Origin of the sequence: Streptomyces sp. SP18BB07 (genome assembly GCF_036322545.1) — a bacterium.
GTDB lineage: Bacteria > Actinomycetota > Actinomycetes > Streptomycetales > Streptomycetaceae > Streptomyces > Streptomyces deccanensis.
In genome coordinates this window covers 275,177-294,743 of sequence record NZ_JAQYWT010000363.1, presented here as the reverse complement: position 1 = coordinate 294,743, position 19,567 = coordinate 275,177, and the positions used below count along the sequence as shown (strand labels likewise).

The window sequence follows — 19,567 nt, the reverse complement described above, 5'->3', positions numbered from 1 at the left end:
CCTGTGAACTCCCACAGGTCCTAACGGGTGAGCCGGGCTCAGGTGTTGCTGTTGGCGGGGCCGCCGACCTGGATTCCGGCCATCCGCGACCACTCGTAGGGGCCGGTGCGCACCTTGGCGGCGAACTCGCCGTCGAAGTCCTCGTGGACGGTGACGCCGGCCTTGGCCACGGCCGCCTCGGCGATCGCGTACGTCGGGGCCACGAGGTCGCCCCAGCCGCCGTCCTCGCCGACGAGGACGATGCGGGCGCCGAGCTGGCCGATGTAGGCGACCTGGGCCTCGGCTCCTCCGTGGGCCTTGGCGAAGCTACCGATCTGCTGCGCGAGCTTGGCCGCCTTGCGCTCTGCGGTGCGCTCCGCCTTGGCCGCCTGCTTGGTGTCTGACATGGTCAGGATGCTACCGAGAGGTAGGGCGGGCGGCGATGGTGGGGCGAGTGGGCTTTGCCACTCGCCGTTGCGCGTTGCGGTCCGTGGGCGCGTGCGGGTTGTGCGTGGTTGCTCGCGCAGTTCCCCGCGCCCCTTAAGGGGCGGGGCTGCAGCTCATCTTCAGCGCAGGAAGGGGTCCACCGCCACTGCCACGAACAGCAGTGACACGTAGGTGATCGACCAGTGGAACAGGCGCATTTCCTTCAGCTTGCCGCCCGTCACGCCGCTCTTCGCGCGGTTCTGGAGGGCGTGGGCCTCCCAGAGCCAGAAGCCGCCCGTGACCAGGGCGACCGACGTGTAGAACCAGCCGGTGTAGCCGAGGGGGGTCAGCATCAGGGAGACCGCGACCATCACCCAGCTGTAGATGACGATCTGCTTGGCGACCACCTTGTTGGAGGCGACGACCGGGAGCATCGGGACGCCGACGCGGGCGTAGTCGTCCTTCACCTTCATGGAGAGGGGCCAGTAGTGCGGCGGGGTCCAGAAGAAGATGACGAGGAAGAGGATGACCGCGGCCCACGACATCGAGTTCGTCACCGCGGACCAGCCGATGAGGACCGGCATGCAGCCGGCGATGCCGCCCCAGACGATGTTCTGTGACGTACGCCGTTTGAGGATCATCGTGTAGACGACGACGTAGAAGAGGAGCGCCCCGAGCGACAGCCAGGCGGACAGCCAGTTGACGAGGACGCCGAACCAGGCGGTGGAGACGACCGCGAGGGTGATGCCGAAGGCCAGGCCCTCACGCGGGGTGACCATGCCGGTGACCAGCGGACGCTGGGAGGTGCGCTCCATGAGGGCGTCGATGTCGCGGTCGATGTACATGTTGAGCGCGTTGGCGCCGCCGGCCGAGAGGTAACCGCCGACGCAGGTGGCGAGGACCAGCCAGAGGTCCGGGACGCCCTGTTCCGCCAGGAACATCACCGGAACCGTGGTGATCAGCAGCAGTTCGATGATCCGCGGCTTCGTGAGCGCCACGAACGCCATGACGCGGGCCCCGATCGGCCGCTGACCCCGGCTGCTGCTCGTGCTGCTCGCGCCCAGCACTCCCGGTGGACGGGATTCGACGGCCGTCACGCACACCCCTGACAGAGACTCCCAGCAAGCCTCCGGATGTGAACTCCCCGTGACGGCTCGCGCGTACCACGCCACTGTAGACGTTGCCCAGAGCCAGCCTTTCAAGGGGGTGGGGTCGTGTTGGGAGGCCCCCGGCGGGGAGCCGAACACACTTCGGTTGAGCAGTCGGATGAGCGGCTGCGTATTCAGATGTCGAACAGCGGAACCCCCAGGTCTCACCATGCGGAACACGGGTCGGGAGGCGGACCGGACCCAGTCCCGTCAGTCTGGAATGACTCGAAAAAATGCGCGTTCCTACGGGGGTAGGCTCGACTACGGCCGGTGCCGTGAAGAACACCGGCACGAGACATGTGGAGAGGAGCCCTGACCCAGGGTGAGCACCAAGCCGACCACTACAGACCTCGCGTGGACCGAATTGGACCAGCGGGCCGTCGACACCGCCCGGATCCTGGCCGCCGACGCCGTCCAGAAGGTCGGCAACGGCCATCCGGGCACGGCGATGAGCCTCGCGCCCGCCGCGTACACCCTCTTCCAGAAGGTGATGCGCCACGACCCCGCCGACCCCGACTGGGTGGGCCGTGACCGGTTCGTCCTGTCCGCCGGCCACTCCTCCCTGACCCTCTACATCCAGCTGTACCTGGGTGGCTTCGGCCTGGAGCTGGCCGACCTGGAGGCCTTCCGCACCTGGGGTTCCAAGACCCCGGGCCACCCCGAGTACGGACACACCAAGGGCGTGGAGACGACGACCGGGCCGCTCGGCCAGGGTGTCGCCAACGCCGTGGGCATGGCGATGGCCGCCCGCTACGAGCGCGGTCTGTTCGACCCCGAGACCCCGCAGGGCGAGTCGCCGTTCGACCACCACATCTTCGCCATCGCCGGTGACGGCTGCCTCCAGGAGGGCATCTCCGCCGAGGCGTCCTCGCTGGCCGGTCACCAGAAGCTCGGCAACCTGGTCCTGCTGTGGGACGACAACCACATCTCGATCGAGGGCGACACCGAGACGGCCGTCTCCGAGGACGTCACCAAGCGGTACGAGGCCTACGGCTGGCACGTGCAGCGCGTGGAGCCCAAGGAGAACGGCGACCTCGACCCGGTCGCGCTGTACGCGGCGATCGAGGCCGCGAAGGCGGTCACCGACAAGCCGTCGTTCATCGCGATGCGTTCGATCATCGCCTGGCCCGCCCCGAACGCGCAGAACACCGAGGCCGCGCACGGCTCGGCGCTCGGCGCGGACGAGGTCGCGGCCACCAAGCGCGTCCTCGGCTTCGACCCCGAGAAGAGCTTCGATGTCGCCGCCGAGGTCATCGAGCACACGCGCGCACTGGGCGAGCGTGGCCGTGAGGCGCGTTCGGCCTGGGAGAAGCAGCTCCAGGAGTGGCGTGACGGCAACGCCGAGCGGGCCGCCGAGTTCGACCGGATCAGCGCGGGCGAGCTGCCCGAGGGCTGGGAGTCGCACCTGCCGGAGTTCGAGACGGGCAAGGGTGTCGCGACGCGCGCCGCGTCCGGCAAGGTGCTCCAGGCGCTCGGCGCGGTGATCCCCGAGCTGTGGGGCGGCTCCGCCGACCTCGCCGGGTCGAACAACACCACCATCGACAAGAACAGTTCGTTCCTCCCGGCGGACAACCCGCTGACGGAGGCGGACCCCTACGGCCGCACGATCCACTTCGGCATCCGCGAGCACTCCATGGCCGCGGAGATGAACGGCATCGCGCTGCACGGCAACACCCGTATCTACGGCGGCACGTTCCTCGTGTTCTCCGACTACATGCGCAACGCCGTGCGCCTGTCCGCGCTGATGCACCTGCCGGTGACGTACGTGTGGACGCACGACTCCATCGGTCTCGGCGAGGACGGCCCGACGCACCAGCCGGTCGAGCACCTGGCCTCGCTGCGCGCGATCCCGGGTCTGAACGTGGTCCGCCCGGCCGACGCCAACGAGACCGCCATCGCCTGGCGCGAGATCCTCAGGCGCTGGACCAAGGAGTTCGGCAAGGGTGCCCCGCACGGTCTGGCGCTGACCCGTCAGGGCGTGCCGACGTACGAGGCCAACGAGGACGCCGCCAAGGGCGGTTACGTGCTCTTCGAGGCGTCGAACGGCGCGCCGGAGATCGTCCTCATCGCCACCGGTTCCGAGGTCCACGTGGCCGTCGAGGCCCGTGAGCGGCTGGAGGCCGACGGGGTGCCCACCCGCGTCGTGTCCATGCCGTCCGTGGAGTGGTTCGAGGAGCAGGACCAGGGGTACCGGGACAGCGTTCTGCCGCCGTCCGTCAAGGCGCGTGTCGCGGTCGAGGCCGGCATCGGACTGACCTGGCACAAGTACGTCGGCGACGCCGGTCGCATCGTTTCGCTGGAGCACTTCGGCGCTTCGGCCGACGGCAAGGTCCTCTTCCGCGAGTTCGGGTTCACTGCCGAGAACGTGGCCGCGGTCGCGCAGGAATCCCTCGCCGCCGCCCGGCGCTGACGCTCACAGACGCTTACATACGACACGTAGGAGATGTAATTCCATGACAGACGCACTCAAGCGCCTCTCCGAGGAAGGCGTGGCGATCTGGCTGGACGACCTGTCGCGCAAGCGCATCACGTCCGGCAACCTCGCCGAGCTGCTCGACCAGCAGCACGTCGTGGGCGTCACCACCAACCCGTCGATCTTCCAGAAGGCGATCAGCAGCGGTGACGGCTACGAGCAGCAGGTCTCCGACCTCGCCGCCCGCAAGGTCACCGTCGAAGAGGCCATCCGCATGATCACGACGGCGGACGTCCGTGACGCCGCCGACATCCTGCGCCCGGTCTTCGACGCGACCGGCGGCCAGGACGGCCGGGTCTCCATCGAGGTCGACCCGCGCCTGGCGCACAACACCAAGGCGACGGTCGCCGAGGCCAAGCAGCTGGCGTGGCTGGTGGACCGTCCGAACACCCTGATCAAGATCCCGGCGACGATGGGCGGCCTGCCGGCCATCACCGAGGTCATCGGCCTCGGCATCAGCGTCAACGTCACGCTGATCTTCTCGCTGGAGCGCTACCGCCAGGTCATGGACGCCTACCTGGCCGGCCTGGAGAAGGCCAAGGAGCGCGGCCTGGACCTCTCCAAGATCCACTCGGTGGCGTCCTTCTTCGTGTCCCGGGTGGACACCGAGATCGACAAGCGGATCGACGCGCTCGGCACCGACGAGGCCAAGGCCGCCCGCGGCAAGGCCGGCGTCGCCAACGCGCGCCTCGCGTACCAGGCGTACGAGGAGGTCTTCTCGGACGGCCGCTGGGCCGCCCTGGAGAGCGCGGGCGCCAACAAGCAGCGTCCCCTGTGGGCCTCGACCGGCGTCAAGGACCCGGCGTACAAGAGCACGCTGTACGTCGACGAGCTGGTCGCGCCGAACACGGTGAACACCATGCCGGAGGCCACGCTGGAGGCCACCGCGGCGAGCGGTGAGATCCGTGGCAACGCGATCGCCGGGACGTACGAGCAGTCGCGTGCCGAGCTGGACGCGGTGGAGAAGCTCGGGATCTCGTACGACGAGGTCGTGCAGCTGCTGGAGGACGAGGGCGTCGAGAAGTTCGAGGCGTCCTGGAACGACCTGCTCAAGTCGACCGAGGCGGAGCTGCAGCGCCTCGCACCCTCGGAGGGCTGAACACCTTGTCGAGCAGCAATCCGCTGCGTGACGCCGCGGACCGACGGCTCCCGCGTATCGCGGGGCCGTCGGGCCTGGTCATCTTCGGCGTCACAGGCGATTTGTCACGTAAAAAGCTGATGCCTGCCGTGTACGACCTCGCCAACCGCGGACTGCTGCCGCCGGGCTTCTCGCTCGTCGGCTTCGCGCGCCGGGAGTGGGCGAACGAGGACTTCGCGCAGGAGGTGCACGACGCGGTCAAGGAGCACGCGCGCACGCCCTTCCGCGAGGAGGTCTGGCAGCAGCTCATCCAGGGCATGCGGTTCGTCCAGGGCACCTTCGACGACGACGAGTCCTTCGAGCGGCTGCGCGACACCATCCAGGAGCTGGACAAGGCCCAGGGCACGGGCGGCAACTTCGCCTTCTACCTCTCCGTGCCGCCGTCCGCGTTCCCGGTCGTCATCCAGCAGCTGAAGAAGCACGGGCTGGCGGACCAGAGCAGTGGCTCGTGGCGGCGCGCGGTCATCGAGAAGCCGTTCGGCCACAACCTGGCCTCAGCCGAGGACCTCAACACGACCGTGGAAGAGGTCTTCGCCCCGGACCAGGTCTTCCGGATCGACCACTACCTCGGCAAGGAGACCGTCCAGAACATCCTGGCGCTCCGTTTCGCCAACACGATGTTCGAGCCGATCTGGAACCGGTCCTTCGTCGACCATGTGCAGATCACGATGGCCGAGGACATCGGCATCGGCGGCCGGGCGGGCTACTACGACGGTATCGGCGCGGCCCGTGACGTCATCCAGAACCACCTGCTCCAGCTGATGGCCCTCACGGCCATGGAGGAGCCCGCCTCCTTCGACGCGGACGCGCTCGCGGCCGAGAAGACCAAGGTGCTCGGCGCGGTGAAGCTGCCGAAGGACCTGGGCCGGGACACCGTGTTCGCGCAGTACGCGGCCGGCTGGCAGGGCGGCGAGAAGGTCATCGGCTACCTCGAAGAGGACGGCATCGACCGCAAGTCGAAGACCGACACCTACGCGGCGATCAAGGTCGAGGTCGACAACCGCCGCTGGGCCGGAGTCCCCTTCTACCTGCGGACGGGCAAGCGCCTGGGCCGCCGGGTCACCGAGATCGCGGTCGTCTTCCAGCGCGCCCCGCACTCCCCCTTCGACTCCACCGCCACCGAGGAGCTGGGCCAGAACGCGATCGTCATCCGCGTCCAGCCCGACGAGGGTGTCACGGTCCGCTTCGGTTCGAAGGTGCCGGGCACCTCGATGGAGATCCGGGACGTGTCGATGGACTTCGCGTACGGCGAGTCCTTCACGGAGTCCTCGCCCGAGGCGTACGAGCGTCTGATCCTGGACGTCCTCCTCGGCGACTCCAACCTCTTCCCGCGCACCGAGGAGGTCGAGCTGTCCTGGAAGATCCTCGACCCGATCGAGGAGTACTGGGACAAGCACGGCAGGCCCGCGCAGTACCAGGCGGGCACGTGGGGTCCCGTCGAGGCGGACGAGATGCTGGAGCGAGACGGACGGAGCTGGCGCCGGCCATGAAGACGGATCTCACGGACACCACGGCCAGCAAGATCAACAAGGCGCTGGTGAAAGCCCGCCGGGCGATAGGCACCCCGGCCGTCGGCATGGTGCTCACGCTGGTCATCGTGACGGACGAGGAGAACGCGTACGACGCGCTCAAGTCCGCCAACGACGCCTCCCGCGAGCACCCCTCGCGCACGATCGTGGTGATCAAGCGCGTCTCCCGCTCCCCGCGCGACCGGACGAAGTCCCGCCTCGACGCCGAGGTACGGGTCGGCGCGGACGCGGGCACCGGCGAGACGGTCGTGCTGCGGCTCTACGGCGAGGTCGCGGACCACGCCCAGTCGGTGGTGCTGCCGCTGCTGCTGCCGGACGCGCCGGTGGTGGTGTGGTGGCCGGTGAACGCGCCGCTCGACCCGGCCCGCGATCCGCTGGGCGCGCTCGGCCAGCGCCGGGTCACCGACAGCTACGCCGCCGAGAAGCCCATCGAGGAGCTGCGGGCCCGCGCGGCCAACTACGAGCCCGGCGACACGGATCTGGCCTGGACCCGGATCACTCCCTGGCGCTCCATGCTGGCGGCCGCGCTCGACCAGGTCGACTGCGAGGTCATCTCCGCGGAGGTGCAGGGCGAGCAGTACAACCCGAGCGTGGAACTGCTGGCCATGTGGCTGGCGGACCGGCTCCATGTGCACGTACGGCGTGGGGTGTCGGCCGGGCCCGGCCTCAACGAGGTGCGGATGCTGACCAGCACGGGGCCCATCCGTCTGTACCGGCCCAACGGCGGCCTCGCGCTGCTCACGCTGGAGGACCAGCCGGACCGCGCGGTCGCGCTGAAGCGCCGCGAGACCTCCGAGCTGCTGGCGGAGGAGCTGCGCAGGCTCGACCCCGACGACACCTACGCGTCGGCGCTGCGGTTCGGGGTGGACCGGTTGGGTGGCGGACTGAGCGGTGCGGCGGGTGGCGCGCCGGCGGCCGGGGGTTCGGTCGGTAGTGCCGGTGCCGGGGGCGCTGGGGCGGTGACCTCGGCCGGGGTGCCGGGGGATGCCTCGGCGTTCGTTCCGGGTGCCGTGTCCGGGTCCGGTCCCGGGCTGGGTGCGGCCGTCGCGTCGGCCGCTTCCGCGGCGCGGGCTTCGGCCGCGGCGTTGCCTCCGGCCGCTCCGTCGGGTTCGGCGGGGTCGACGGGGTCCACGGGGTCGGCGTCGGCCGGTGACGGTGACTCCGAGCGGCCTACTCCCGCGCAGATGCCGCCCGTGAAGAAGGCGAACTCGTCATGAGCACACCGCAGTTGGTCGTCCACCGCGACAAGGAGCTGATGGCGCAGGCCGCGGCGGCCCGGCTGATCACCAAGGTCGTGGACGCCCAGGCCTCACGCGGCTACGCCTCGGTCGTCCTCACGGGCGGCCGCAACGGCAACGGGCTGCTCGCCGCGCTCGCGGCGGCGCCCGCCCGGGACGCGATCGACTGGGGCCGGCTGGATCTGTGGTGGGGCGACGAGCGGTTCCTGCCCGAGGGTGACGCCGAGCGCAATGTCACCCAGGCCCGGGAGGCGCTGCTGGACTCGGTGCCGCTGGACCCGAAGCGGGTGCACGCCATGCCCGCTTCGGACGGGCCGTGGGGTGCCGATGTGGACGCGGCGGCAGCGGCGTACGCGGAGGAGTTGGCGCGGGCGGCGGGGCCGGAGAACCACGGTTCGGTGCCGACGTTCGACGTGCTGATGCTGGGGGTCGGGCCGGACACCCATGTGGCCTCGCTCTTCCCCGAGTTGCCCGCCGTGCGGGAGACCGAGCGGACGGTGGTGGGGGTGCGTGGGGCGCCGAAGCCGCCGCCGACGCGGGTCACGTTGACGTTGCCGGCGATTCGGGCGGCGCGTGAGGTGTGGTTGCTGGCGGCCGGGGAGGACAAGGCGGGGGCGGCGGCGATCGCGTTGTCCGGGGCCGGGGAGATCCAGGCGCCGGCTGCGGGGGCGGCGGGGAGGTCGCGGACCCTGTGGCTGCTGGACGCGGCGGCGGCGTCCCGCCTGCCACGCGCCCTGTACCCACCGGCCTCACCGTGAAGGGTTGACTCGCCCCCGCCGCCCCTACCCGTCCCATCCCCAGGGGCTGCGCGCCGCCTTCGACCCCCGCGTCAAAGACTCGGGGCTCCGCCCCGGACCCCGTTCGCGCAGTTCCCCGCGCCCCTGAAAGGGGCGCGGGGAACTGCGCGAGAAGCCCCACCGGACGCGCGGATGGGGGTCGAAGGGGCGCAGCCCCTGGGGATGGGACGGGTAGGGGCGGCGGGGGCGAGGAAGGTCAGGCGGTGAAGTCGTTCTCTCGGGTTTCCGGGAGCGCCAGCAGGCACAGCAGGCTGACCAGGCACAGCCCACCCGTGTAGAACCCCAGCACCAACGGCGACGACCACTGACTGTTCAACCACGTCGCCACGAGCGGAGCGAACCCGCCGCCGAGCGTATTGGCCAGGATGAACGCCGCCGACGCCCCGGTGTAGCGCAGCCTCGCCGGAAACAGCTCCGCCAGGAACGCCGCCGCCGGTGAGAACATCAGCGCGAGCAGCCCGAGGCCCACGGTGTACGCGCCGGTGATGACGAACCCGTTGCCCGTGCTCAGCGACCCGTACATCGGCACGGCCCACACGACGGACCCGACCGCGCCCGCCAGCATCAGCGGACGGCGCCCGACCCGGTCGGCCAGCCGGGCGACGGGCAGCGTGATCGCGATCCCGGCCGCCGCCCCCACGCTCGCCGCGGTGAGCATCGTGTTCTGCGGGATGCCGAGCGACTTCGGCCCGTAGGACAGGCTGTAGACGATCGTCAGGTAGTAGACGGCGGACCCGCCGACCGCCGCGCCGGTGCCGAGCAGCAGCCGTCCGGGGTACCGCGCGAGGAGCGTGCCGAGCGGAAAGCGCGACACCTTCGTCGACAGGGAGGCGGGGGCGGCCTTGGGCGTTTCCGCCGAGGCGCGGTCCTGGAACACCGGTGACTCCGACACCGTCGTCCGCACCCACAGCCCGACCACCACGAGCACCGCGCTGAGCAGGAACGGCACGCGCCAGGCCCAGTCGGTGAAGCCGTCGCGGCCCACGATGTTCAGGGTCGGGAGGATGACGGCGGTGGAGAGCAGGAACCCGAGGGAGGGGCCGACGTTCGGGACGGCGGCGTAGAGGGCCCGCCGGCCGGGCGGGGCGTGCTCGGCGGCCAGCAGGACCGCGCCGCCCCATTCGCCGCCCATGCTGACGCCCTGCAGCAGACGGAGGGTCACCAGCAGGACGGGGGCGAGGAGGCCGGCGGTCTCGTAGGTGGGGAGCAGGCCGACGCCGACCGTCGCGAGGCCCATCAGCAGGAGGGAGGCGACCAGGGCGCGTCGTCGGCCCAGCCGGTCGCCGATCGTGCCGAAGAGCACGACGCCCAGAGGGCGGGACAGGAAGGCCGCGGCGAAGGTGAGGAACGCGGCGAGGGAGGAGACGGTCGGGTTGCCGGAGGGGAAGAACGCGGGGCCGAGGACGAGCGCGGAGGCCGTGCCGTAGACGGCGAAGTCGTAGTACTCGATGGTCGTGCCGATGAGACTCGCGGCGGCGACCCTGGGCGCCTTGCTCGACCCTGCCGACGGGGAGTCCGGTAAGGAGACGGGTCTGGGTTCCGCGGCCTCGGCGACGGTCCTGGACGGGGATTCGGGCATGGGGGGCTCACTTCCGGTACGCCCGGACACGAATGGTCCGGGCCCAGATGGGGACGGCCACGCATGAAACACGAACCGGAGTGTGGCTGTCACCCTAGGCCGGGAAATTCGAATCCCACAAGGAACCCTCGAAAAAGAACGCCCGCCCAGTACGTCGAATTGTTTCGACGGCGGAATGCGCGCGATTACGCAGGACAACGACATTTAAAGCATGTGATCCCGCTATGCGTTCGGACAGATCGCCAAAATACGCCACGAACACCACTCCTGGACCTCGTCAACCCTGAAGATCCTGTCAAAGCGCTGTCAATATTCATGTGTGGGTACGCATAAAAATTTGCCGACGGTCACGCCTTGCCAACTGCCGATCACGCACGGAATGCTGACGCCCGGCTGAACTTGAAAGTTCTACGACCATCGTTTTTCGGACATGGAGCGGAAGGCGCTTTTCCCATGCTGAAAAGTGGCAAGCCATTACGTTGGAGAAGACTTTCCCTGGCCGGCGACGACCGGCATTTGCTGATACCGCTCGACCACAGCGTTTCGGACGGTCCGGTCGCTCCTCCGGGTCAGTGGGAAGAGCTGTTGAAGGCTCTGGTGGCCGGCGGCGCCGACGGGATCGTCGTCCACAAAGGGCGCGCCCGCACACTCGACCCGGCCCTCCTCAGGAGCTGCGCGCTGGTGGTGCATCTGAGCGCCAGCACGGCCTGCTCCGCCGACGCCGACGCCAAGGTGCTGGTCGGCGACGTGGAGGAGGCGGTGGCCCTCGGCGCCGACGCGGTCAGCGTTCATGTGAACATCGGCTCGGACACCGAGGGGCGCCAGCTCGCGGACCTGGGCGCGGTGGCACGGTCCTGCGACACCTGGGGCATGCCGCTGATCGCGATGGTCTACCCGCGGGGCCCCCGGATCGAGAACCCGCACGATCCGGCGCTCCTCGCGCACATCGTCAACGTCGCCGCCGACCTGGGCGCGGACATGGTGAAGACCTCCGTGGCCCTGCCGCTCGACCGGATGGCCGAGGTGGTGGCCCACAGCCCCATCCCCGTCCTCGCGGCCGGCGGCCCGCCCGACGGCTCCGACCTCATCGAATACGGCACCGCCCTGATGGCCGCCGGCTGCCGGGGCCTGGCCGTCGGCCGCCGGATCTTCTCCTCCCCCTCCCCCGCCTCCCTGGTCTCCCGGCTCGCCGCGGTGGTGCACGGCGGCGAGGTCACCGATGACATGGGCATGACTACCCCTTCCCCTTACTCGACGATCGTGGCAGGTGTCGCATGAGGTTCGCGTGGATCGATCTCCGTGAAGTCCCCCGTCCGCAGCTTCAGGCGGTGGTGGACGCGGCCGTCCACGCCCGGATGGCCGGGGTGGTCTCCGCCGACGCCGAGCTGTTGGGGACACTGCCGCCGACGGTGACCCGGGTGCTGGCCGGTGGAGCCCCGGCCGCCGCTCCCCCGAAGAAGTCCGCGGACAAGGGCGACAAGGCAGACAAGGGCGACAGGGAGGCCAAGGGGGCCGCCGACGCCGAACCCGAGGGCAAGGTTCCGGTCGGCACCGGATTCGACGTCCTGCTGCGGAAGTTCACCGTCCAGGACGAGCTGGACGCCCTCGCCGCCGAGAACCGGGCCGCCACCGGCGCACCGGTCGCCGGCTTCGTCGACGTACGGGACGACCGCACCCTCCAGCTGTCGTGCAAGGGCGCGATGGCGCTGCCGTACACAGTGATCCACTTCGCCGATCCGACGAAGATCCCGCTGGAGATCGTGCTCGCGGCGGCCGAGTCGGCCGAGGGGAAGCTGGTCACCGTGGTCGGGGACCTGGAGGAGGCGGCCATCGTCTTCGACGTGCTGGAACGCGGCTCCGACGGCATCCTGTTCACCCCCCGGAGTGCGGACGACGTGTTCGCGCTGGCCCGGCTGCTGGAGGCGACCACCCCGCAGCTGGAGCTGTCCACGCTCACCGTCGAGAGCATCCGGCACGTCGGGCTCGGCGACCGGGTCTGTGTGGACACCTGCTCCCACTTCGAGGAGGACGAGGGCATCCTCGTCGGCTCGTACTCCTCCGGTTTCGTGCTCTGCTGCAGCGAGACCCACCCGCTGCCGTACATGCCGACCCGGCCCTTCCGGGTCAACGCCGGTGCCCTGCACTCGTACACGCTGGGCCCCGACAACCGCACCAACTACCTCAGCGAGGTCGGTTCCGGCAGCGCCCTGCTCGCGGTCGGTGCCGACGGCCGTACCCGGCGGGTGGTGGTCGGGCGGGCCAAGCTGGAGTCCCGGCCGCTGCTGGAGATCCGCACCCACGCGGAGGACGGGCGGCTGGTGAGCCTGACCGTGCAGGACGACTGGCACGTGCGGGTCCTCGGGCCGGGCGGCAAGGTCCTCAACGTCACCGAACTGCGGACCGGCGACGAGCTGCTCGGCTATCTGGCCCAGGACAAGCGCCATGTGGGCCTGCCCATCGGCGAGTTCTGCAAGGAGGTCTGAGGGCCCATGGGCGAACTCGTGGCGGCCGCGGCCGGCGTGGACGGGATGGGCGTCCTGGTCCAACGGCTGTTCGACGCGCGGGACGACGGTCTGCCGTATCTGACACACCAGCGGGAGACCGTCACACGCGGGGAGTTACGGGAGCGGGTGGCCAAGCAGGCCGCCGTGTTCGCCGGGTACGACATCGGGCCCGGCAGCACGGTGGGGCTCCGGACGCCGCCCAGCTTCACCCAGGTCGAGGTGCTGCTCGCGCTGTGGCGGCTGGGCGCGCAGGTGATGCTCTTCGACTTCCGGCTGAAGCCCGCCGAGGTCGACGCCCTGTGCGCCGTCTGCCGGCCGCAGTTCATGGTCCGGGCCGGCAGCAACGTACGGGCCGCGTTCGGCTTCCGGTCCGAGTACGAGGTCGCCACCGAGTGCCGCAGGGCGGGGCGGGCGGCCGACGGCGACCACCGGCTGGTCCAGTTCAGCTCGGGGTCGACCGGGCGGCCGAAGGTGATCGGCCGGACCGCCTCCTCGATCGCCGCCGAGGTCGAGTCGTTCGCGGCGGTTCCCGGGATGCCGGTCGAGGGCGACCGGCTGCTGCTGCTCAGCTCCACCGCGCACAGCTTCGGACTGCTCGGCGGGCTGCTGCACGCGCTGGCGGCCGGGGTCTCCGTCGTCTTCGCGCCCCGGGTCTCGGCTCGCGACATCCTGCGGACCTCCCTCGACCACCGGATCACCACCTTGTTCGGGGTGCCGATGCACTACGAGTTGCTCGCGGCCGCGCTCGATCCGCCCGCGCTGCCCGCGCTGCGGACCGCCGTCTCCGGCGGAGAGCTGATGCCCCCCGAGGTGGCCGCGCGGTTCGCCGAGCGGTACGGCGTGACGGTCGGCGAGGCCTACGGCACCACCGAGACCGGCATCGTCGCCATCGACGTCGGCGGCAGACTCCGGCCCTCCGTGGGCCGGCCCGCGCCGGGGGTGGTGGTCCGGGAGCACAAGGGCGAACTGGACGTCGCGCTCGCCGAGTCGCCGTACCTCTTCGACTCCGGCGGCACCCAGTACGCCGACGGCTGGCTGCACACCCGGGACCGGGCCGTGGTCGGCGGCGACGGCACGGTCACCGTGGGCGGCCGCGCCGACTCCCTCGTCGTCATCGGCGGCCTCAAGGTCGACCTCACCGAGGTCGAGCACGTACTGCGCGCGCACCCGGCCGTCGAACAGGCGGTCCTCGTCCACGAGGACGTCACCGAGGCGTACGTGACCGTCACCGCCGGGACCGAGCGTCCCTCGGCGGAGGAGCTGCTGCGCTGGTGCCGGGAGCGGCTGGCCGACTACAAGCTGCCCCGGGTGATCCGGCTGCTGGAGACCCTGCCCCGCACGTCGAACGGGAAGCTGGTCCGCCGGGCGGCGACGCTCCAGGCGGCAGCGACGACGAGCGACGCGTAGCGGCTCGGCCCAGCCCTCCGCGCGCAGCCCGCATACGACTTTTCGCACGACCTTCTCACGACCTTCCCCTCTGGAGATGGCGATCATGAGCACGTCCACCCTGGACAACGAGATCCGCGAGTTCGTCCTGACCACGGTCATCGACGAGATGAACATCCTGCTGAGCCGGGACGGCATCACCGACGAGAGCCCGGTGACCGTCGGCGGTCTGGAGCTGGACTCCCTGAGTCTGATCGAGCTGACGTTGCGGCTGGAATCGCGGTTCGGCGTGGAGATCCCGGACACCGACATCGAGCCGCTGGCCTCGCTGACCCTCGGCGGGCTGGTGGCCGAGGTCGTCCGGCGCGGGGCGAAGGCATGACGGCGGAGACCTCCCCGCCGGCCGTCCTCACCACCGGGCTCGTCCGGGAGCTGCTGTCCGACCGCAAGATCTTCCCCGGCGTCCCGGACGACCTCGACGAGGACGCCGAACTGGTCCTGGACTCCCTGGGGTTGGTGTGGCTGCTGCATGTGGTGGAGGAGCGGTACGGCCTGATCGTGGAGCCCCGCGACGAGGACATCGCGGGCCTGACTTCGCTCCGGCGGCTCACGGAGTTCCTGGGCGCGGCCGGGACGCCGGATTCGGCGGGGGCGTCGGGCGCGGCGGGGGCGTCGGGCGCGGCGGGGGCGTCGGGCGTGGCCGCAGCGCCGGGTGCGCCGGAGATGTCGGGTGCGCCGAGTGCGCCGGGTGGGGGTGAGCGCGGTGACCGGTGAGGTGACGGTGACCGGGTTCGGTGTCCATACCGCCTTCGGCGCGGGCGCGGACGCCCTGAGGCGCGGTGTCTTCGCCGGCGTCCCCTCCTTCGCCCCCACCACCCGGTTCGACACCGGCCCCTACCGCACCCCGATGGCCGGCGCCGCCCCCGACGGCCCCGACGCGGTGGAGCACTGGGCGCTGCGCCCCGCCCTCGCGCGCTGCGGAGCGGAGGCCCTCGACATGGCCGGTCTGCCCACGGGCACCGAGGCGGCGGTCCTGCTGGGCATCGCGGGCGACTGCACGAGCATCACGCGCTACTGGCGGGAGGCGGCGGCACCGGGGGCCGACGAGAACGGCGGCGCCGGTACGGGCCGAGCCACGACCCCGGCCCGCGGGCTCACCCGGACCGACGCGGGGCACGCACCCCCCGATGACGCGCCCGACGCCCGGTTCGCCTTCCCCGGCAACGGGACTGTCGGAGCGGTGGGGCTCGCCGCGTCACCGGCCGACGCGGCGGCTGCCCGGCTCGCCGACGCCGTCCCCGCACATCTCGCCGAGTCGCTGGCCGGAGGCCTCGGGCTGACCGGGCCCCGGCTGACTTTCACCAACGCCTGTGTGGCCTCCGCCGCCGCGATCATCCACGCCTGCCGGCTGCTCTCCTCCGGGCGGATCGATGTCGCGGTGTGTGCCGGCGGCTATCTCGTGGAGGAGGAGACGTTCGGGAAGTTCGACTCGGGGCGGGCGTTGTCGCGTGACGGCATGGTGCGGCCGTTCAGTGCCGACCGCACCGGGCTGCTGCTCGGCGACGGGGTCGCGGCGGTCGTACTGGAGTCCGCCGAGCACGCGCGGCGGCGCGGGGCACGGCCGTTGGCGGATGTGGTCGGCTGGGGTGCGGCGACCGACGCCCACCACATCGCGCAGCCGCATCCGGACGGCGTCGGCCTGGCCCGCGCGACCCGGCAGGCGCTGCGACTGGCCGGGGACCCCGACGGGTCGGGCCTCGGCTACGTCAACGCCCATGGCACCGGCACCAAGTACAACGACGGCGCCGAGACGCGGGGGCTGCGCGCCGCGCTCGGGGAGCGGGCCGAGTCGATCCCGGTCAGCTCGACCAAGAGCACCACGGGGCATCTCCTGGAGGCCGCCGGAGTCGTGGAGTTCGTGATCACGATGCTGGCCCTGACGGAGGGCGTGCTGCCGCCGACCGCCAACTTCACGCGGGCGGACCCCGAGTGCGACCTGGACTACGTGCCGAACAGGCCCCGCCCGACCGACCTCCGACGGGCCCTCACCGTCAACGCCGCCTTCGGGGGCGCCAACACCGCACTCGTCCTGGAGCGACCGTGACGAAGACGGACAGGAGAAGGACGACCGAAACCCGTTCCGACAGCGGGAGCGAGGCTCTCACGGCTGACGGAGTCGTGCCGCGTTCGCCGCTCGTGGTCCTGGCCGGCGCCACCGCGACCCATGGCACCGGACGGGACGGTGACATCCCGCTGCCGCGCCTGCCCGGGTTCGTGGAGTCGGCGTTCAGCCCGTTGGTGTACGAGGTCGCCGCGCGGTGTCTGACCGAGCGGCCCGGGGACGGTGCCCGCACGGCCGTCGTGCTCGCGAGCCTGATGGGCGACACCACGACGGCCGATCTGGCGAGTCGGCGCGTGGTCGCGGGCCGGGTCCACAACCCGCTGCTGTTCATGCAGGCCACGGCCAACTCCGTGCTGGGGCACCTCAGCCGGGAGTTCGGGATCACCGGGCAGATGTTCAGCCTGTCGACCCTCGACGACCCGGTGACCGAACTGCTGGCCATGGCCGACCTCCTCCTGGAGGACCCGGAGCTGGACCAGGTCCTGGTGGTGGGCGTGGAACTGGGCGGCGGTGAGCGGTGGGCCGCCGTGCACCGGGAGTTGTCCGCCGAGTACGGCCGCCCGGTCCCGGACCTGCCCGAGGCCGCCGCTCTGGCGGTGGCCGTCCTGCTCGGCCGCCCCGATTCCGGCGCGCAGCCCGAATCGGGTGCCCCCATCACCATCCGTTCGACGGATTCGACGGATTCGACGGATTCGACGGATTCGACGGAGACGTACGCCGGGGAGCGCTCGGCGGCGGCCGCGCACAACGGCAGCATCCAAGGTCTGTTCGACCTGGCCGCCGCCCACCGGCGGTTGCCGCGGGACGCGGAACGAGACGAGACGGAGAGTCATGCTCATCAGTAGGCAGGAGCGGGCACGGATCTGCTCCGACACGGAACTCGGCGCCGGCAACGTCCTGCAACGACTGCGCGCATATGAACGCCCGCTCGACGAAACGGTGGTGCACACCGACCGCACCTGGCGCGCACCGGACGGCAGCCGACCCGAGGTGCTGACGCTCGGGCAGTTGTACGAGGCGGTCGAGGCCTACGCGGGCTGGTACACGGCCCACGGGGTGCGCCCCCGCGACCCGGTGGCCATCCACTCCTCCTCCGCCACCGAGTTCGCGGTGAACTTCCTGGCGCTGACGTCGATCGGAGCCGTGCCGTCGTTCGTCAACGGCAACCTCTCGCCCGAGATCGCCCGGGAGTACGTCCGCCGCCAGGGCGCGGTGGGCGCCTTCACGGACGAGGCACACCGCGAGGTGCTGACCGGGGACGCGGGCGGAGAAGGTGGCGCCGGCGGAGAAGGGGGCGCGGACGGCTCCGGGGGGCGCGGCCTCGGGCTCGGCTTCCACCTGACCGCCGCCGACGTCCACCCGGAGCACCGCGCGTCGCTCCCGCCGTCGTACCCCTACCGGCACGACCCCACCGACCCGGTGCTCATCTCCCACTCCTCCGGCACGACCGGCCTGCCGAAAGGGGTGCCGCACACCCATCGGACGCTGATGTACGCCCAGCTGCACCGGCTGCGGTTCTCCACCGGCGCCGACATGGAACGCACGCTGGTGGGACTGCCGGGCGCGCACAACGCGATGGTGGCGACGCTGCTGTACTGCCTGCTGCTGCGCACGGACCTCAAGTTGCTCTCCAGCCAGCGCGGCACGGACGTGCTGGACGCGGTCGAGGCGTTCCGGCCGACCACCGTGCTGGCCTTCGCCGGGACCTTCGGCGAGATGGCGGCGGAGGACCTGACGGCACGTGATCTGTCCAGCGTGCAGGTGTGGTTCAACACGGGGGACGCGGCGCACGAGGCGCACATCCGGGCGCTCGTCCAACACGGGAGCCGGATCGAGATCCGGCGCGACCTGAGCCGCGTCCGGGTCGAGGGGTCGGTCTTCGTGGACGGACTCGGTTCGTCGGAGGCCGGCTACTCGGTCTTCCACAACCGGCACACCAAGGACACCTCCGCCTACTCCCGCTGTGTCGGCAAGCCGATCAGCTTCGCCGAGGCCGCCGTGCTCGCCGAGGACGGCGGCCCGCTGCCGCCCGGGCGGATCGGCCGTCTGGGCCTCAAGTCGCCCACGCTGACGCCCGGTTACTGGAACGACTCGCTCACCTGGCACCGGATGCGGCTCGGCGGCTACTGGCTCACCGGGGACCTCGCCCACCAGGACGAGGAGGGCAACTTCTACCACCTCGACCGGGCCCCGGACGCCATCCGCACCCCGGCGGGAATCGTCTTCAGCACCCGCACCGAGGAACTGCTCCTGGCCGCGCTGCCGGAGCTCAGCGACTGCACGGTGGTCGGGATCGCCCCCGAGGGCGTACGTGCGGACTGGGACGGCGACGGCGAGGCGGAGGCGTACGCGCTGCTCCAACTCGCCGACGAACTCGCCGATGAACGCACCGACGAACGCACCGACGAACTCGCCGACACGAGCGCCACCGGAGCGGGAGTCGACGAGGAGTGGACCGGGCGGGTCAACGCGGTGCTGACGGCCGCCGGGTTCCCCCCGGTGACCCGGGCGCTGCGGATGAAGGCCGGTGACGTGGCCAAGGGCGCCACCGGCAAGGTTCTCAAACGAGTGATGCGCGACCGGTTCGCCGCCGACACGGCCGCCGCGGTCGCCGCCGAGGAGCAGCACGCATGAGCACGCACTCCGACGCCGACGGCGTCAACCACCGTGCCCGGGCCGGTGAGGCGTACCGGCTGTGGTGGCAGCACGACGCCAACTGGTACCAGGGGGTGGCCGCCCGGTTCGGGCAGGAGGCCGCGAACGAGATCAACGCGGAGGCGATGGGGAAGGTCGCCCTGCACGTCGGGCAGCGGGTCGCCAAGCTGCACGGCCCGCTCCCCGACACCGGCGACGGCCGCAAGGACCTGGAGGAACTGCGCCGCCGTTACGACGACTGCGGCGACCGGATGTTCCCGCCGGAGCTGCGCAACGCCGCCACCGAGGTCGAGGACGACGACCTGATCGTCCTCACCCTCAAGCGGAACTTCGCGATCACCATGGTCCGGATGGCCGGCTCGCTGGAGGGCTACTGCTGCCCGTGCACCGCCGTCCACGCCGGCTGGTCCGAGGGACTGGGCGTGACCCTCACGGAGAACAGGGCCGAGACCTGTCTGCGCGACGGCGACAAGGCCTGCCGCCTCCTCATCCGGGTCGCCCCGACCGCCGCGACCGCGACCGACACCACCTCGCCCACCGCTCCCTCCGCAGTCACCGCACCCACCGCCGTCGTCCCCGGTTCGGAGGGCTGA

At 71.1% G+C, this 19,567-nt stretch carries 17 protein-coding genes; 14 read left to right on the top strand and 3 right to left on the bottom strand.

Going from position 1 to position 19,567, the window contains the following annotated elements; genetic code table 11:
- Positions 1-38: 38 nt before the first annotated feature.
- Positions 39-386 carry a hypothetical protein gene (locus tag PUR53_RS42475; protein WP_329899152.1) on the bottom strand — a complete coding sequence of 116 codons (348 nt, stop codon included), beginning with the start codon at positions 384-386 and terminating at the stop codon, positions 39-41.
- Between the two features lie 159 nt (positions 387-545).
- Positions 546-1,502, bottom strand: a complete 957-nt coding sequence (locus PUR53_RS42470) for a heme o synthase (RefSeq protein WP_329912105.1) — start codon at positions 1,500-1,502, stop codon at positions 546-548.
- Positions 1,503-1,875: 373 nt separating this feature from the next.
- On the opposite strand from PUR53_RS42470, the gene tkt reads away from it, so the two are divergent.
- The 5 genes from tkt to pgl are packed head-to-tail and all read left to right on the top strand — an operon-like array spanning position 1,876 to position 8,689.
- Positions 1,876-3,963: a transketolase gene (tkt, locus tag PUR53_RS42465; protein WP_329899150.1), complete on the top strand. Its 2,088-nt coding sequence runs from the start codon at positions 1,876-1,878 to the stop codon at positions 3,961-3,963.
- A 43-nt stretch (positions 3,964-4,006) separates the two neighbouring features.
- Positions 4,007-5,125, top strand: a complete 1,119-nt coding sequence (tal, locus tag PUR53_RS42460) for a transaldolase (RefSeq protein ID WP_319235517.1) — start codon at positions 4,007-4,009, stop codon at positions 5,123-5,125.
- Positions 5,122-6,654 (top strand): glucose-6-phosphate dehydrogenase, encoded by a 1,533-nt coding sequence (gene zwf / locus PUR53_RS42455; RefSeq protein ID WP_443078206.1) that lies wholly within the window; start codon positions 5,122-5,124, stop codon positions 6,652-6,654. The genes tal and zwf overlap by 4 nt, the downstream gene beginning before the upstream one ends.
- Complete coding sequence (gene opcA / locus PUR53_RS42450) at positions 6,651-7,910, top strand: glucose-6-phosphate dehydrogenase assembly protein OpcA (RefSeq protein ID WP_329912104.1); 1,260 nt, start codon at positions 6,651-6,653, stop codon at positions 7,908-7,910. Before zwf ends, opcA begins: the two co-directional genes overlap by 4 nt.
- Positions 7,907-8,689 (top strand): 6-phosphogluconolactonase, encoded by a 783-nt coding sequence (gene pgl, locus PUR53_RS42445; protein WP_329899147.1) that lies wholly within the window; start codon positions 7,907-7,909, stop codon positions 8,687-8,689. The genes opcA and pgl overlap by 4 nt, the downstream gene beginning before the upstream one ends.
- A gap of 235 nt (positions 8,690-8,924) precedes the next feature.
- Here pgl and PUR53_RS42440 read toward each other — a convergent pair whose 3' ends face one another.
- On the bottom strand, positions 8,925-10,307 hold the full coding sequence (locus PUR53_RS42440; protein ID WP_329912103.1) for an MFS transporter: 1,383 nt from the start codon (positions 10,305-10,307) through the stop codon (positions 8,925-8,927).
- Between the two features lie 453 nt (positions 10,308-10,760).
- Here PUR53_RS42440 and PUR53_RS42435 point away from each other — a divergent pair, with 453 nt between their 5' ends.
- The 9 genes from PUR53_RS42435 to PUR53_RS42395 all read left to right on the top strand — a co-directional run bounded on the left by PUR53_RS42435 (position 10,761) and on the right by PUR53_RS42395 (position 19,567).
- Positions 10,761-11,585 carry a class I fructose-bisphosphate aldolase family protein gene (locus tag PUR53_RS42435; protein WP_329912102.1) on the top strand — a complete coding sequence of 275 codons (825 nt, stop codon included), beginning with the start codon at positions 10,761-10,763 and terminating at the stop codon, positions 11,583-11,585.
- Complete coding sequence (locus PUR53_RS42430; RefSeq protein ID WP_329899144.1) at positions 11,582-12,790, top strand: 3-dehydroquinate synthase II family protein; 1,209 nt, start codon at positions 11,582-11,584, stop codon at positions 12,788-12,790. Before PUR53_RS42435 ends, PUR53_RS42430 begins: the two co-directional genes overlap by 4 nt.
- Positions 12,791-12,796: 6 nt before the next feature.
- Entirely contained in the window at positions 12,797-14,218 is a 1,422-nt protein-coding gene (locus tag PUR53_RS42425) for a class I adenylate-forming enzyme family protein (protein ID WP_329899143.1), read from the top strand.
- Positions 14,219-14,294: 76 nt separating this feature from the next.
- Entirely contained in the window at positions 14,295-14,579 is a 285-nt protein-coding gene (locus tag PUR53_RS42420) for an acyl carrier protein (RefSeq protein ID WP_239753312.1), read from the top strand.
- Positions 14,576-14,971 (top strand): hypothetical protein, encoded by a 396-nt coding sequence (locus tag PUR53_RS42415; RefSeq protein ID WP_329912101.1) that lies wholly within the window; start codon positions 14,576-14,578, stop codon positions 14,969-14,971. The genes PUR53_RS42420 and PUR53_RS42415 overlap by 4 nt, the downstream gene beginning before the upstream one ends.
- Positions 14,961-16,301, top strand: coding sequence for a beta-ketoacyl-[acyl-carrier-protein] synthase family protein (locus PUR53_RS42410; protein ID WP_329912100.1), 1,341 nt, complete (start codon positions 14,961-14,963; stop codon positions 16,299-16,301). The genes PUR53_RS42415 and PUR53_RS42410 overlap by 11 nt, the downstream gene beginning before the upstream one ends.
- 74 nt (positions 16,302-16,375) lie before the next feature.
- A complete protein-coding gene (locus PUR53_RS42405; protein ID WP_329912099.1) occupies positions 16,376-17,164 on the top strand; it encodes a hypothetical protein in 789 nt (262 codons plus the stop codon).
- The gene (locus tag PUR53_RS42400) at positions 17,151-18,953 is read left to right on the top strand and encodes a class I adenylate-forming enzyme family protein (protein ID WP_329912098.1); all 1,803 of its coding nucleotides are present in this window, start codon (positions 17,151-17,153) and stop codon (positions 18,951-18,953) included. The genes PUR53_RS42405 and PUR53_RS42400 overlap by 14 nt, the downstream gene beginning before the upstream one ends.
- Positions 18,950-19,567, top strand: a complete 618-nt coding sequence (locus PUR53_RS42395; protein ID WP_329912097.1) for a hypothetical protein — start codon at positions 18,950-18,952, stop codon at positions 19,565-19,567. The genes PUR53_RS42400 and PUR53_RS42395 overlap by 4 nt, the downstream gene beginning before the upstream one ends.